Consider the following 14,458-nt stretch of genomic DNA (forward strand, 5'->3'; position numbering starts at 1 on the left):
CAAAAAAGCGGGAACTAAAGAGTTCCCGCTTCTCTGCTCTTGTGTTCAGCTGTCGATTCGAGTGTTCCTGAGAACTCAGCAGTAGTTGCAGAGATCGCATGCCGGGATCTTCAGGGGTGTCGAACTGAAACCTCCAAGGGAGTCACAGTTCTCCATGAAGACCCAGTAGCCCTCTCCTACCTGCATCGTCGGTGCATACTCCTCCCCGATGGTGTAGACCCAGCAGCCGTCGCAGTTCACCGGCGGGCTGACGACCAGCGTGTAGCCGGTCAGGCCTTCCGGAGTCTCCGCAACAGAGATGAGCGTCTCATCAACCGGTTTGGTCTCCCAGTAGAGGCCGCCGAGGCAGGAGTCCCGGATAACCGTGTTGGAGTCCTGGTCAAGGCAGTACGCCGGACCGATCAGGTTCCAGCCGGGCTGGAGGGACTTCACGGGCGGGTTTGTGATCTCGGGGTTGATTGCAAGCGGCACCCGGTCAGACTTGTACATCTTGACGTAGATGGCGTCGAGCGGGTCAATCTCGGTAGAGCCGAGCACCTGCACCCACTCCTGGCACTCTGCGTCCCAGGTGTAGGCGATGCAGAAGTCAAGGCCGTCGCCGATGTTGCTGATCGATTCCCAGGTGCTGTTCACGAGCGAGATCGGCGTGGAGAAGGTGTTCCAGCCTGCTTCCAGGGCATAGCACTGGTAGCCGTCGTAGCCTGCGCCGTTAATGTTGTCGAAGCAGCAGGGGAGCTCGAACCCGAAGGAAGCCTTCTTCTCGCCGACAACGACCTCGAAGGGCTCGGTCAGCCAGGGCTCGTAGTTGCAGGTGCCGTAGACGGCATCGCCGATACCCGGTCCGAGGCCGGACGGGCCGCTGATGGCGCCCCAGTAGTTGTAGGTCGCGTCAATGAAGCCGAAGTACTCGGCCTCGGTCTGACCCATGGGAACGTAGAAGTCGATGGCAATCAGGCCTGCGTCGTCGCTGCCGACCAGGTTGTTGAAGGTGACGTCGCCGCCGATGGCGAGGACGCCGATACCGGCGGAGAACGCGAGCGTAGCCTCTTCAGTGCGGTAGCCATCAACGTCCGCTTCGGCAACGGCACATCCGTGGCCTTCGACGTTGTTCTGGGTGATCCAGGAGTCGATCTCCAGGATGCCGATACCGACGCCGGCAGCGAGTGCATAGCCGTCGGCGTTCTCAAGGAGCGCGTCGGTCTCCGCAATGGCGACCGCTTCGGCGCCTCCCGTGGCAGAGACGTCGTTGCAGGTGACGAAAGAGTCGAGCGAGAAGATACCGACGGCGAGACCGGCGGCGCCGCTGGCGGATCCAACGTAGAGCGAGGATGCTTCGTAGGTCTCCGCAACCGCACCGTCGACACAGGCGTCGACGCAGACGTCGTTGCCGTTAATGCACGCATAGGGTGCGATGATGCCTGCACTCACGCCGAGACCGCCGGCAAGGGCGATCGGATCGCCGATACCCTCTGCGTAGAGGTCAAGGCAGATGCAGTTTGTAACGTTCACATCGTTGCACTCAACAAGGTTGCCGTGGATGTAGGACTCCATCGTTGTTTCGTCGAAGTTGCCGATGTCGTCGAAGAGATTCAGCGTCACGATACCGACACCGGCCGAGCCAAGGAGGCCGAACGAACCGGCAAACTCATCAGGTACGCCCTCGATAGCGGCCGCCTCAAGGGAGCTGCAGATGTCGACGCAGACCGTGTTGTCGGAGACATCGTTTGCATAGGCAAGAGCGACGATACCGACACCGGCGACGCCGTCAAGGCCTGCGGCGATTGCGTAATTGGCGCCGATATCCTCTTCCGCGTATGCTGCCGCTTCAAGGATGCTGTTCACAGAGACGTCGTTCCCGGTGATTGCGGCGAACTCGCCGTGCGGACCGATAATACCAAGCCCGACACCAAGCCCTGCCTCAGCTGCCAGGGAATCTTCGATCTCGATCTCTTCTTCAGAGCAGGCAATTGCGGTGATCTCGCTGTCGACACAGACGTCGACGCAGTTGTCGTAGATGTCGGCGCATCCGTCCGTGTCCGCAACGATACCGGCGACGACGTTTGCCGAGAGCGCGGCAGCGAGTGCATCTGCGGAACCGATGATCGACCAGAGCGATTCGTCTGTAAGAACTGCCTGCTCCTGCACGAATGCACCCTGCACGGCGAGCTGTGCCAGCACGGAAGCGTCGTTGATCTCCTCGGTCGCGGTCGCGAAACTACAGAGAGCATTGCCGCCCGCAGCGGTGACGCAGTTTGCGAAGACAGAGACGTCGTAGGTGTCGTAGAGCGTGATACCGGAGACCCATGTCTCTGCAAGGCCGATCGCCAGGGCGTACTCCACATTATCGCCGGCAGCCGCGGCAACCTCGGCGTCGAGGTTCACGCAGACGGTGTTGTCGTAGACGTCACCGCAGTAGGTGTTCCAGACAGCGATACCCTCGACGAAGATGTCGGCAAGGGCAAGAGCGAAGCAGTTGTCTTCGTCGACAGCCTCAATGCAGACATCGACGCAGATCTCGTTGCCGTGGACGTCCGCCTCTTCGGTGCAGCCGATGTCAAGACCGGTCGCACCCGACAGCGCTTCGACAGTGGTGCCGGCCACGTTGTTGTGCATCTCTGAGATGGCCGCAGCCCGCTCGGAGGTCGCAGCATCGATCGCGCCGTCGATCTCCGCAGCACAGACACAGGCGTCCATGTCGACGCAGTTGTCTGCTATCTGGGGCTGGTAGCTGTCGTAGACATAGATACCTTCCATCCAGAATGCCGCACCGCAGCCCTCATTGATGGAATTGATGCCCCCGATGCACTCAAGGCACGCGTCGATGTCGACGGTGTTGCAGAGCACCTGCACCTTCTCGGAGGACATTACAATGATGCCATCACCGAATGCCTCACAGCCGTAGACCTCAATGCAGACGGTGTTGTCGAGGATCTGGCCCTTCTCGGAGTATTCTACCCAGATACCCCACGGGTTGACCCCAAAGGCCTCGGTGTACGAGCAGATCGAGTTGCCCTCGACCAGAACCTTCAGACCGGATGCGTAGATGCCATCGGCGTAGGCATAGAATGCAGCAACGGCGCAGACATCGACTTCGTTGCACGACACGACGACGTAGTCGCCGCAGGCATCAATGCCGATGACATAGGCCACGCTGAAGAGAGAGTCGTTCTCGTCTTCGCAGGGAACGCAGACGGTGACATCGTTGCAGCAAACCTCGTTGTAATCACCGTAGGCTCCGATGCCGACAAGCCAGGCAGCGGTGTAGCCGTCATCCTCATACTCGCAGGTTTCGCAGATGTCGACCACGTTGTCCTTGATACAGGCGTTATCGGCCTCCACAAAGATGCCGAATACATCAGGCCCATTGGCGGCCTCAAGGTTCTTGACGTTGGACACACCGACCGAAGCCTCCCGGAGGGGAGCGTCGGTGTCCGTGACCGTGACGACCTGTTCGCAGAAGAGATTAATATCAATGCAGTTAGATGTTACCTGGGGATTTGCGGATTCACCCTGAATCCAGATGCCGTCGGTATACCGTGAAACTGCATCGATGCAGATCTCGTTTCCACAGACAACAACGTTCTCAGAGTCATAAATCTCGATACCCACACCACACACAAGGTCGAGATCTATGCTGTTGTCGAGGATCTGCAGATTATCGGCATACTCGGCAAAAATCCCCCCTAAGTCGGCATTGATGATGCAGAAACCACTGACGGTGACATCCTTTGCATTGCAGATCTCAAAGCCGTAGTCTTCTCCGTCAGCATCGACGGTCGCGCCGTCCTTAGCTTCGACGGTAATGCCGTCCTTCGTGATCTTAACGGACTCTTCATACGTCGCTTTACCGACGTGAACAGTACCGTATTCTGCTACCGCATCAACACCATCCTGGATGGTCTTGAAGTGTGTCGCATCTTCAGTGTATGTCGGACAGACCCAGACCTCGCAGGGCGGCGTAGTCGCCTCGATGGTCAGGGCCGGGTCGGCAGTCGGGACACTTCCCACATCTGCCGCACTGACAGGCGCAAACAGCAGCGCCGCAATGGCCAGTGCAAGCACCGACCAGAGAAGCAACCCGTTTGAGTCGCCTGTTTTAGCCGTAGTCGTGTTTACTTTACCGAATTTCATACCCATCGCCTCAACGATGTTACCTGCGCATAGACGTATGTTATATTTATAAGTTTGCCAAGGAGGGTCACGAATGAGGTTTGCTTAAATACAATAACTGCCTGTCCGACCGCCCCTTTTTATTTACTGTCGATTAATAATAACAAAAATATACTTCGTGTAGTGGATATCCTTATATAGGAGTTCAATACATACGGCACGCCAATGAAACGGACACTTCTCGTGTGCCTGATAACTCTTTTCGTGATCTGCAGCACGCTCATCACGGGAGCAGGAGCGGAAAGGGTCATTATCGGCTTTCGGGACGATCCTGACCAGTCGATGCTCCACCAGGGCACCATACAACACGTTCATCGTGAGATCTCGGCAGTCACGGCGGACCTGCCCGGATCCGTCGTAGAAAAGATGGGACGAGATCCCAGGATCGCATTCATCGAACCCGATTACCGGGTTTCTGCACTTGCCGAAACCGTCCCCTGGGGCGTTTCCCGGATAGGGGCTCCGAGAGTGCACACCTCCGTGAACGGAGACGGTGTGCGGATCGCCGTCCTCGATACGGGTATCGACTACACCCACCCGGATCTCGACGAAAACTACCGGGGAGGGTACGATTTTGTCGGACACGATGCCGATCCCATGGACGATAACGGCCATGGAACCCACTGTGCAGGCATCATCGCCGCCGAAGATGATGGTTCCGGCATCGTCGGCGTTGCACCGGGAGCGGAGGTCTATGCGGTCAAGGTTCTTGACAAAAGCGGCGGCGGCTATATCAGCGATGTCGTCGCCGGTATCGAGTGGGCGATCGAGAACGACATACAGATCATCTCCATGAGCCTTGGGGGCAACTCCGACTCCTACGCCTTCCGGTCGGCATGCGACGCCGCGTATGATGCGGGGGTGCTCATTGTAGCGGCAGCCGGAAACGACGGCCGTTACAGCGGATACGGGGACACGGTCGACTACCCTGCCCGCTATGATTCGGTCATCGCGGTCGCGGCCACCGATCGGAGCGACCGCCGGGCATCCTGGTCAAGTACGGGGCCCGACGTCGAACTCGCGGCACCGGGCGTCGATATCTACTCCACCTACCCTGGCGGGTATAAGACGATCAGCGGCACATCCATGGCATGCCCGCACGTGGCCGGTGTTGCAGCGCTGCTGATGGAGGCGCAGCCGGGGTGGGGGAATGCCCAGGTGCGCGAACACCTCGCAGAGACGGCCGACGCGCTCGGAAGGTCAACCTGGTATGGCAACGGACTGGTGAATGCCGTCGAAGCCGTCGGCATTCCCGATGCGGATACCACCCCGCCTCTCATCTCGGATGTGGATGTGGCAGAGGTCACCGGCAGCAGTGCCGTGATCACCTGGCAGACGGACGAGGCGGCAGATAGCGCCGTGCACTACGGCGTATCCGCCTCGGATCTGAGCCGGAGTGTATCGGACTCAGCTCCGGTTACGTCGCACACCCTGCAGGTACCGGAACTCCTGAAGGAGACGACGTATTACTTCCGTGTCACATCCACGGACGCTTCCGGGAACGCCGCGACCGATCCTGAGGGAGGCGTGCCCTATCTCTTCTCGACTCCGGCGAATGACCCGCCCGTCGCAGACGCGGGAGAAGACAGAACGGCGAGCGATGCCGATGGCGACGGGGTCGAATCGATCACCCTCGACGGTTCCGGGTCCTACGACCCCGACGGCTCCATTGCCGCCTGGCAATGGACAGAGGGAGAGGTGCTCCTCGGCGACGGGGAAACCCTGACCGGCGACTATACGGTGGGCACGCATACCGTCATCCTGCAGGTCACCGATACCGACGGCGCCTCTGCAACCGATACGGTGACGGTGACGGTCGAACCCAACAGGCCGCCGGTTGCAGACGCAGGCGGCAATGTCGCTGCTGCCGTGGACGCAGCGGTCTCATTCGACGGTTCCGCATCCTACGACAGCGACGGCACGATTATAGATTTCGTCTGGGACTTCGGCGACGGAACGGGCGGCGCAGGGTCGACGGTGATGCACACCTACACAGCATCCGGCACCTACACCGCAACGCTCACCGTCGTCGATGATGGCGGAGCATCCGACACCGACACGTTCTCGGTGACGGTAACGGAGGTGGCAAGCGAACCCGAGATGCACGTGGAGCGGATCGATATGGGCATCCAGAACTTCTGGTTCCGGATCCGGGGCCTGGCCGCGGTCACCATCGCCGATGCAGACGGGAATCCCGTCAGCGGCGCAGAGGTCTCCGGCCACTGGAGCGGCCTTGGCCGGGGCACCGAACGAGGACTGACCGGCGCGGACGGGTCAGTTACGTTCACGTCGAACCTCGCCCGGAAGACCAGCGAGCCCTTCGTCTTCACGGTCGATGCGGTTGCCAAAGACGGTTGGGTCTACACCCCGTCCGCCAACCGCGAGACATCGGACAGCATCTCCCTCTAGTCCATTCTCTTTTTCACCTCTGCACGGGTGCATTTCAAAATATCTCCAATATCAGCCTCAAAAGGGAGATTTTACCAATATTTCGCGTCTTTTCCTGAACTGGGCTCCCCTTTGCCGATCTGCGGCCTGAAGGTGAAGCCGCCCCCACACCGTCCAGGACGGAGGGCACATTGGGGTTGTTTACCGATGTTCCCGGTTGTCCCGAAGGCCGGATTTCGCCAAACCGATTCCACGGAGAATTTTGCCCGGATTGGAGAAATACGGCATAATCCCAGGACCGTATTGGAGATAGGCAGCAGAGTGATTTTTAGAGGATGGAGACCAGAGCTCACGGTGAGATCGGCCGTCTGAAGGCTTCTGTGAAGGTCGAAATGCGGTGGAATTCTGCCAGGATTGCTATTATTTAAGGGTTGATGGACGGGACGGCGGCCGGCAGGCGGAAGGGGAATGGGGGGTACCCTCACCGCAACGGTTCAAGGCGCCAGACGGGAGCGGCGGTGCCAAGATTCGCCTTGAGGTATGCCTCTGAAGTATTCAGCGAGTCGGGAACGTCGAAGAAGAGGTAACCTGTATCGGTCTCTTCGATAGCAAGCACCCCGCCCGTATACGTCTCGCCCTCGGACGTCGCCGTCGGGATACCGGTCATCAGGGTGTATGACTCGCCGCCATACAGCAGCGTGAATGCAGATGGTGCCGGCAGCCGGATCGACGAGCTCTTTCCGTCCCCCCGAAAGCCGATATGAGCAGACCTGATGACGACGAGCAGATACGTCCGCCCGCTCTCCGCTTCGAATCGTTTCCGTGAACCGTCTTTTGCCGTAAACACATGGCGTTCCTCTGTTGAATCAACAATGAGCGAGAGGACGTTGCTGCCTTTCCCGCTCGGATACTCATGGCAGTGCCGCTCCATCAGGCCGAGCGCATCCGGGTATGCCGGCGTCGGCGAAGGCTCCGGTTCGACCAGCAGGAGAGACGGTTCGGCGGGAATGGCAATCAGCTCCTCGTTGTAGAGACGCATCGCCTCACGGAGACGTTCCGTCCCGAGTGCGATGTGGTCGAACGCCGTTTCGATGGCAGCCCGGTCAGGAGACGCCATACCCGCGAGCAGATCGCCAGCGGCGAGGAACTCCTCCATTGCAGCCATGTACTCCTCCCTGACCGATTCGTTCCCGGGCGAGACGTCACAGTCTTCGGCATCCGACAGGGCCGAGGCGGAGAGAGCAGAGAGTTCTTCTGCACTGTCGGCGAGGGAACCTGCATCCCCGTAATAGACAGCGTGGATGGTCTGAACAGAGAGCGCCGGGAGAGAGATACCGGTATCCGATATCAGTGCAGCCAGTGCATCGTCACCGGAAAGTGGAAGAGAGGAGTTTTCCTCCGGAATGAACGTCACGTTGTCTGCCGGTTCGTCACCGGGAGGCAAAACTGCGGTGAACAGATTGACCGGGAACGGCAGCTCAAGCAGATCGGCATCGGATGCCCCTGCGGAGGCATTCTGGATCTGCCGGGCTCCCTGATCGGCGCCGTGCGGCGCGAACAGGGCAACCGTCGCCCCTCCCAGAAGCCCGGCAACGGTGAGAACGATCAGAAGAACGTATCCGATGCGCATACCGCACAATGTTTGGAGACAATATATAATATTTGCGTCGGTCAGTGAGGCAGCACCGGTCTGCAGTTGCCGCCGCCAAAGTTCCAGGCTCACCTCCAGGCGTGCCGGGGGTGCAGAATAAACGTGCGACAGAAATAGGTTAATTCCATGAATTTAAAAGTGGAGATGCGGATCTATCCCGCAGAAATGCTCTTACAGTGTCCTTCCGAGCGCCCAGACAGGAGTTCCCTGATCGCCGAGATTAACCCGGACATATGCGTCGGCACTCTCGAAAGACGCCGGAACATCAAAGAGAATCACTCCTTCCTTCGACTCATACCGATCAAGCGTGCCTGCTCCGTAGGCGTCGCCGAAAGAGATCCGCGACGGGATCTTCAGAGGAGTGTATGTGGCGTCGAAATACTGGAGAGTAAACGCTCCCGGATCGGGTGTCCGAACGGTATAGGTTCTGCTCTCACCCTGGTGCCCGATATTGGTGACCTGCAGGGTGACCACGACGAACGCGCGTCCCGGTTCGGCGGCGACGGCGGCACCGTCTCCTCCAAGGACATAATAGACCCCTGTTTCCCGGGCTGACTCGAGGATGAGCGAGAGCATGTTTGCACCCGTCCGGTCGGTGAAGGTGTACCGCTGCCTGAGCGGGAGCGCGTTCTTGAATATGGGAGCAGACTTTGATCGCAGCGTGAACGCTCCGATAGCATCGATCTCCTCCGGGATCTGCAGGTCATCGGAGAGATTACCGACCGCGAGGCGCAGGTGCTCTGTCCCGTTTATGATGCCGTCAAAAGCCGCGTCCACCTCGGATGCATTCAGGGTGGCTCCATCTTTCATGACCGCACCGGCTGAGACATATGCATTGAGCGCAGCGACAAATGTCGCTTGCAGGTGCTCCTGGTCGGGTGAGATGTGAAGCGACCGGACCTCCGGCAGCAGCGCCGAGGCGGCGGCGTGGAGTCTGGCACCATCTGCATGCACGGCGGCCTCGTCCCAGTAGTACAACGAATAGATGCCCTGAACCGCGAGCATCATCAGAGAGACACTATTGTTTGCAATCACTCCCCGCAGAACCTCGTCGTCATACTCGGGTAGCGTGACGGTCGTGTTCTCGACGGGAAGCGGCGTCGTATTCAGGGATTCATTCTCCACCGGCGGCGGCTGCGAAATGGTAAATGCGGTTCCCGCATCCAGCCGGCGGCTCATGTCAGAGAGAGGAGACGATACGTTGCCGCTGAGAGACGGCTCATCAGGCCCCGGCTCTGCAATCGCCCCCCCGGATACCAAAGGCGGCGGGCTTACCGCGTATGAGATGAGCAGAAGCCCTACGAGGAAAGAGATGCCGGCAATTTTGGCGGCAGAGTCCCAGCGCTCCATGGAGGGGTACATGATCCGTCATGCCAGATAAACCTTACAGATCCGAAGAGGCATCCGGATGTGCGTTCACAGGGGAACAGCCTCCCGGAACCGGCGCACTGTGCATGCCCGGGCAGGAGTGGGAGCAAAAAAGTTACGGGGTGGGCTCGGCCAGGCTCCAGGCGGGCGCCCCGTTTTGGCCGAGGTCGAGATGCAGACTCGCCTCGGAGACATTCAGCGACGCCGGAACGTCGAAGACGAGATACCCCTCCTTGGACGCATACCGCTCAAGGCTGGATCCGGCGTATGATTCACCGAGCGAGGTCTTGGCTGGGAGATCGAGCGGCAGGTACTCCCTGTCGTGGCAGTGGAGCGTTATCGCCGCGGTCTCCGGTGTGTCCACCTGATAGAGGTCGCCGTTCCCCTTATGTCCGAGGTTCGTGGCCTTCACGACGACCAGAAGGAACTGCCGGTCATTTCCGGCTGCGACGGTCTCCTTCTCATCACCGGATGCGCAGGTGAAGGAATGTACCTTGCCGGTTGATTCGGCGATGAATGAGAGCATGTTCTCACCTTCGGGATCGTCGTAGCAGAACCGCTCAAGCAGTGCAAGGTGCTCTTTTGATGCATTCTCCTTCTGGACAGGGGCGGTCATCCCGACCACCGGAGCGGCAGATCCACTCCCCGTCTGCATGAGGAGCGCCTCCTGCCCCGGCCCCTGCATTGCCACCTCAAGAGAAGAGCAGCCTTCAGCGATACTGACGAGTGCGGAGGATACACCGCTGGCGTTCTCTGCCGTCAGAAGAGCGCCGGCTTTCTCGTACTGATCCAGCGCCAGCAGAAAATTCGCCTGCGTGGGCTGCAGCTCTCCCGATACCTCCAGCGATGCCGCTTCAGTGCGTGCATGCGCGGCGAGTTCGTGCATCTCCGCGGCAGCGGTCTGCATCCCGAGGGTGTCGTTGCATCGCTCGGCAGCCATGCTCTGCACGGCAAGTATCATAAGCGGCATGGCTGCATCGCTGATAAGGGAACGCATCCTTTCGTCAGCGGAAAAGCCGTTTCCATACGCTTCGCCGGACGTACCGGCGGCATCGAGATCGAGATCCATTTCAGAAACGGAGGTGTTCCCGGCGATTGTATCCCCGACAGGGCCGGCGTCTGCAGGTCCGGATAGGTTCTCCTCTGTCCCGGCGGAGACGTTGACCGGGATTTCAGGCGAAAGGTACGTCGAGAGCATGCCGACCACAGGGAGCGCCCCCATACCCTGGAGCGCCACGCCGTCCCGTTCGTACGAAACATTGGTTGCATTGGCGGAAACAACAAGCGCCGATGCAGAAAGCAGGAATCCCGAAAGTCCAAGAATTCCTACGATCAACAGTGCAGATACCAGGTGAACGCGCATACCAGATTATTTTTCACATTAGTATATAAAAGTATTACAATAAAAATAACCGAATTAATACCGGCATTCAGCCAAACCGGACATGTAACCGAATGCTCAGGGATACAAACCGTGTCTGGCCGGCACGTTCGGGATCAGGGTACCGCAAATCGGTGTTGGACCACACAGAAGATTCATCTGTTCCAAAGTCCGACACCGGCACCGATGCCGCGAGTTACTGCCGCATGGAACGGGAAGGTCATCGCCGCGAGCAACAATACGATCGTCATTGAAGGGAATCATTACTTTCCGTCGGACGACGTAAACCATGAATATCTCCGGGAGAGCCGGACACAGACGATATGCGACTGGAAAGGTGTTGCACAGTACTATGACATCATCGTGAATGGAGAGGTCAATGACGATGCAGCATGGTACTATCCGGAGCCAAAACCGGCAGCGCAGAACATCCAGAACCGGATTGCCTTCTGGCGGGGCGTGAAAGTTCTCCGTGAAACCGGATAGTCCTCCAGGAAACACCAGATAAGCCTCGTGCCGGTGGACGGATAGGTTGTGCGCCTCCATAGACACACCCGGATTCCCGGGAATCACAGCCGATCGGGACTATAGCCGATATGGCTGCATCGTCGGCTTTTGGGGATATACGCCTGGTGCATCATGATCGCACAGAACAGATCGGGTTATCCCGGAGACTGCTTTTTCAAGTTCCCTCCAGGAGCACTCCCGGAAAGCCCGCTGATGAGAAGATGGGCGCGTCGGCGCTATAAAAGAAACCTTTAATATGCCCTCCGGCAATCCCTCACAGTGAGGGATGCTCTATGGAGATTGTAAAAATTCCCCAGATGGACAAAGCCGAATACGACAACCTCATCGAAGAAGGATATCTCTCCAGGATTGCATTCCAGGGGAATAAGTATCCGTATATCGCACCGTTTCTGTATGTCTTCGACGGGAAGTTTCTCTACTTCCTGGCCACCAAGTACGGAAGAAAGAACGACCTCTTCCGCCAGCACCCCTATGTCTCGGTTGAAGTCGAACGCTATACAAGCGATCTCTCCTCGTACACATTCGTCACCATGCAGGGGTATCTCGTTCAGCTGGAGGATGCGATAGAGAAGAAGATCATCAGGCAGAAGTTCGTCGATATGATCAAAAGCAAGAACCTCTCGCAGAATATCCTCGCAGCGCTCGGCCACAAACCGGAAGAGCCGATCGAGTCGATTGCATCCGAGGAACGTTCGAACATCTGGAAGCTGACCGGCGTCACCGACATCGTCGCCCTGAAAAACCTGTAACCATCTCGCACCTTTTTTTGCCGCCTGCAGGAGCCGGAGAGACCGCCGCGCATGAAGAGTCCGCGGCGATGCCGCCATGTATATATACTCGCCCGGCCCGGCAAGGGCTATGACCACCCGGAGCGGTATCCTTGGTATCATCATCTGCTGCTGCATCCTGCTGCCCGCAGTGTCTGCACACGTCCCCATTATGGTGGAGGGCGACACCGACCGGTTGTCTGCTGCGACCATCATCGAAGACCCCACCAAGTCCTGGGTGGTCTATGCACGTCTCAGTGGAAACGACACCGTCGACTACTACCGCTTCCGGATGGAAGAAGGTGACCTGATCCGGCTCTCTCTCCAGACGCCCGAGGAGGGAGCATTCGCGCCCGGCATGGTGCTGATGGGGGCCGGGATCACTGAAGCCGGTGCAGCACCGCCGGCCGTTACGGTTCCCGGCGGCGCAGGGGCGACGGCCATTCCCGGAACGAGACCCGACCAGCCCTTCTTCGAACCCTTCACACCGGCAAAGTCCTACAGAACTGCCGAGGTCTCCCTTGCCGCGCCCGAAACCGGCGACTACGTCGTCGCGGTCTACGCCACAGAAGGCTCGGGGCCGTACGCGCTCGCCGTCGGCACCCGCGAGCAGTACACGCTCACGGAGTGGCTGACCATACCTCTCGACGTCATCGCTATCCACCTCTGGGAAGGCCAGTCACTCGCGTTCATCCTCTCACCGCTCGCTGCAGTGGTCGCTCTCGGCGTCGCACTTATAGCCTGGCAGCGGAGAGGCGCGCTCTCCGCCTTCGGATGGACGGCTGCGCTCGCCGGTCTCCTGTACATCGGCAGCGGGGCGATGACCCTGACCCAGCTCGTCATCGCCCTGATGGGCCCTCCCCTGACGGCGGCGGCACTGGTGACTCTGATCGCCGCTCTCATCCCCATCCTGCTCGGCGCCCTCATGCTGGCGGTTGGACTCCGGCGCAGCGCCGGCAGCAGAACGGATCGCATCATCGTGGCTGTGCTGGGAGTCCTCGGTCTCGCCACCTGGGCGGGCGTACTCGCCGGGCCGGTGCTCGCCGTCATCGCTGCGGTGCTGCCGGCGAGCAGGAAAGGGAAGACGTAAGACCCCGGTCACCCGGGGACGAGGAGGGCGCGGGCCACCTCCACCATATCCTCAAGCCGCTCGGGCGTCGCAAAACCCCTTCCCGACCACCGGATGATCCCCTCGCGGTCCAGGAGATACACGAAGGCCAGATTCCGGTCATCGATACCGAGATCACGCAGGTACGGATCGAGGTCGCCATAGTAGGTGATGACGTGACTGTGCTGCGCCGGGGGAATCCCGCCTCGCATCCCGGCATCGATGCTGCCGGAGAAGACCCTCGCCATCAGTCCGTCCATCATGGGAACCTCGTAGACAGTGCACCGGGGATTGTCACCGAATGCCGCCGTAAAACGATCCGTCCACGAGTCGATCTGCTCCTGCGCCCGCCTGACAAACGCAACGGCGACGAGCGCGACCAACCCTTTCGCTGCATCCGGGAGCGTCACCATATCGCCCGCAAGCGAGTTGGCGGCGATCGTCGGAAACCGTCGCCCGACGATCGCCGCGCCAGCATCACCACGCAGCATCCCGTTCATACGATCTTCCTACCGGTACTCCGCAAGGATCGTCCGTGCAATCTCCAGGAGTCTGTCGAACCCTTCAGGGGTTGCCGCGCCCTTCTCCGCCCATCGGATCACCCCTTCTCCGTCGACGAGGTAGAGATAGGCAAGCGATATGTCGTCGAGCCCGAGCTGCCCGGCGTATTCGTCCAGATCTCCGGCATACGTCAGCACCCGACCGTGCCTCTCCGGCGGCAGAACGCCGCGAAGAGCTTCATCGACCCGGTCGGCGAGTGATGCCTCCAGCCTCCCGGCGACGGCGACGACCATGTACGCTTTCACGCGGGGGTTGCCGGCAAAAGCCTTTTCGAACGGTCCTGTCCAGGTCTCCTGGACCGGCTGCACCCACCGGGGAAAGGCAACAACGATGAACGCGAGGCTTCCCCGGAGATCGTCAGGCAGCGTCACTGCCGTTCCATCGAGCGACGTTGCCGAGAGATGCGGGAACGGCCGGTTTTCAACCGCGAAGATCGGTTCAGTGGAGCCAGTTCTTCCAGCCATGCCCCTGCAGTGGGAGAGGGAGATGATAAATACTCTGCTCAGTCGCCATATGCGAAGGTTCATCTGAACCAA

Annotated in this window: 10 protein-coding genes; 4 read left to right on the plus strand and 6 right to left on the minus strand. The window is 59.4% G+C overall.

What is annotated here, in order from left to right:
- Nucleotides 1-75: 75 nt before the first annotated feature.
- Nucleotides 76-4,131 carry a NosD domain-containing protein gene (locus tag FGU65_RS03075; protein WP_301662948.1) on the minus strand — a complete coding sequence of 1,352 codons (4,056 nt, stop codon included), beginning with the start codon at nucleotides 4,129-4,131 and terminating at the stop codon, nucleotides 76-78.
- A gap of 204 nt (nucleotides 4,132-4,335) precedes the next feature.
- Here FGU65_RS03075 and FGU65_RS03080 point away from each other — a divergent pair, with 204 nt between their 5' ends.
- The gene (locus FGU65_RS03080; protein ID WP_301662949.1) at nucleotides 4,336-6,579 is read left to right on the plus strand and encodes a S8 family peptidase; all 2,244 of its coding nucleotides are present in this window, start codon (nucleotides 4,336-4,338) and stop codon (nucleotides 6,577-6,579) included.
- 460 nt (nucleotides 6,580-7,039) lie between these two features.
- Here the strand turns inward: FGU65_RS03080 and FGU65_RS03085 are convergent, their stop codons facing one another.
- The 3 genes from FGU65_RS03085 to FGU65_RS03095 form a co-directional block, all read right to left on the minus strand.
- Entirely contained in the window at nucleotides 7,040-8,188 is a 1,149-nt protein-coding gene (locus FGU65_RS03085; protein ID WP_301662950.1) for a hypothetical protein, read from the minus strand.
- A gap of 192 nt (nucleotides 8,189-8,380) precedes the next feature.
- Nucleotides 8,381-9,571: a DUF4352 domain-containing protein gene (locus FGU65_RS03090; RefSeq protein ID WP_301662951.1), complete on the minus strand. Its 1,191-nt coding sequence runs from the start codon at nucleotides 9,569-9,571 to the stop codon at nucleotides 8,381-8,383.
- 121 nt (nucleotides 9,572-9,692) lie between these two features.
- Nucleotides 9,693-10,940, minus strand: a complete 1,248-nt coding sequence (locus FGU65_RS03095; protein WP_301662952.1) for a hypothetical protein — start codon at nucleotides 10,938-10,940, stop codon at nucleotides 9,693-9,695.
- 204 nt (nucleotides 10,941-11,144) lie between these two features.
- Between FGU65_RS03095 and FGU65_RS03100 the strand changes: the two genes are divergently transcribed.
- The 3 genes from FGU65_RS03100 (at nucleotide 11,145) to FGU65_RS03110 (ending at nucleotide 13,343) form a co-directional block, all read left to right on the plus strand.
- Nucleotides 11,145-11,444: a DUF427 domain-containing protein gene (locus tag FGU65_RS03100; protein WP_301662953.1), complete on the plus strand. Its 300-nt coding sequence runs from the start codon at nucleotides 11,145-11,147 to the stop codon at nucleotides 11,442-11,444.
- A gap of 314 nt (nucleotides 11,445-11,758) precedes the next feature.
- A complete protein-coding gene (locus FGU65_RS03105; protein ID WP_301662954.1) occupies nucleotides 11,759-12,235 on the plus strand; it encodes a pyridoxamine 5'-phosphate oxidase family protein in 477 nt (158 codons plus the stop codon).
- A gap of 109 nt (nucleotides 12,236-12,344) precedes the next feature.
- Entirely contained in the window at nucleotides 12,345-13,343 is a 999-nt protein-coding gene (locus FGU65_RS03110; protein WP_301662955.1) for a hypothetical protein, read from the plus strand.
- Nucleotides 13,344-13,351: 8 nt separating this feature from the next.
- Here FGU65_RS03110 and FGU65_RS03115 read toward each other — a convergent pair whose 3' ends face one another.
- Nucleotides 13,352-13,861 carry a hypothetical protein gene (locus FGU65_RS03115; protein ID WP_301662956.1) on the minus strand — a complete coding sequence of 170 codons (510 nt, stop codon included), beginning with the start codon at nucleotides 13,859-13,861 and terminating at the stop codon, nucleotides 13,352-13,354.
- Between the two features lie 9 nt (nucleotides 13,862-13,870).
- The gene (locus FGU65_RS03120; protein WP_301662957.1) at nucleotides 13,871-14,386 is read right to left on the minus strand and encodes a hypothetical protein; all 516 of its coding nucleotides are present in this window, start codon (nucleotides 14,384-14,386) and stop codon (nucleotides 13,871-13,873) included.
- Nucleotides 14,387-14,458: the final 72 nt, after the last annotated feature.

Source organism: Methanoculleus frigidifontis (assembly GCF_030464345.1).
In the GTDB taxonomy this organism is placed as follows: Archaea; Halobacteriota; Methanomicrobia; order Methanomicrobiales; family Methanoculleaceae; genus Methanoculleus_A; species Methanoculleus_A frigidifontis.

Coding starts and splice junctions, on each gene's coding strand:
- FGU65_RS03115 (WP_301662956.1), bottom strand. CDS start 13,861: ATGAACGGGATGCTGCGTGGTGATGCTGGCGCGGCGATCGTCGGGCGA.
- FGU65_RS03085 (WP_301662950.1), bottom strand. CDS start 8,188: ATGCGCATCGGATACGTTCTTCTGATCGTTCTCACCGTTGCCGGGCTT.
- FGU65_RS03105 (WP_301662954.1), top strand. CDS start 11,759: ATGGAGATTGTAAAAATTCCCCAGATGGACAAAGCCGAATACGACAAC.
- FGU65_RS03110 (WP_301662955.1), top strand. CDS start 12,345: ATGACCACCCGGAGCGGTATCCTTGGTATCATCATCTGCTGCTGCATC.
- FGU65_RS03090 (WP_301662951.1), bottom strand. CDS start 9,571: ATGTACCCCTCCATGGAGCGCTGGGACTCTGCCGCCAAAATTGCCGGC.
- FGU65_RS03100 (WP_301662953.1), top strand. CDS start 11,145: ATGCCGCGAGTTACTGCCGCATGGAACGGGAAGGTCATCGCCGCGAGC.
- FGU65_RS03080 (WP_301662949.1), top strand. CDS start 4,336: ATGAAACGGACACTTCTCGTGTGCCTGATAACTCTTTTCGTGATCTGC.
- FGU65_RS03075 (WP_301662948.1), bottom strand. CDS start 4,131: ATGAAATTCGGTAAAGTAAACACGACTACGGCTAAAACAGGCGACTCA.
- FGU65_RS03095 (WP_301662952.1), bottom strand. CDS start 10,940: ATGCGCGTTCACCTGGTATCTGCACTGTTGATCGTAGGAATTCTTGGA.
- FGU65_RS03120 (WP_301662957.1), bottom strand. CDS start 14,386: ATGGCTGGAAGAACTGGCTCCACTGAACCGATCTTCGCGGTTGAAAAC.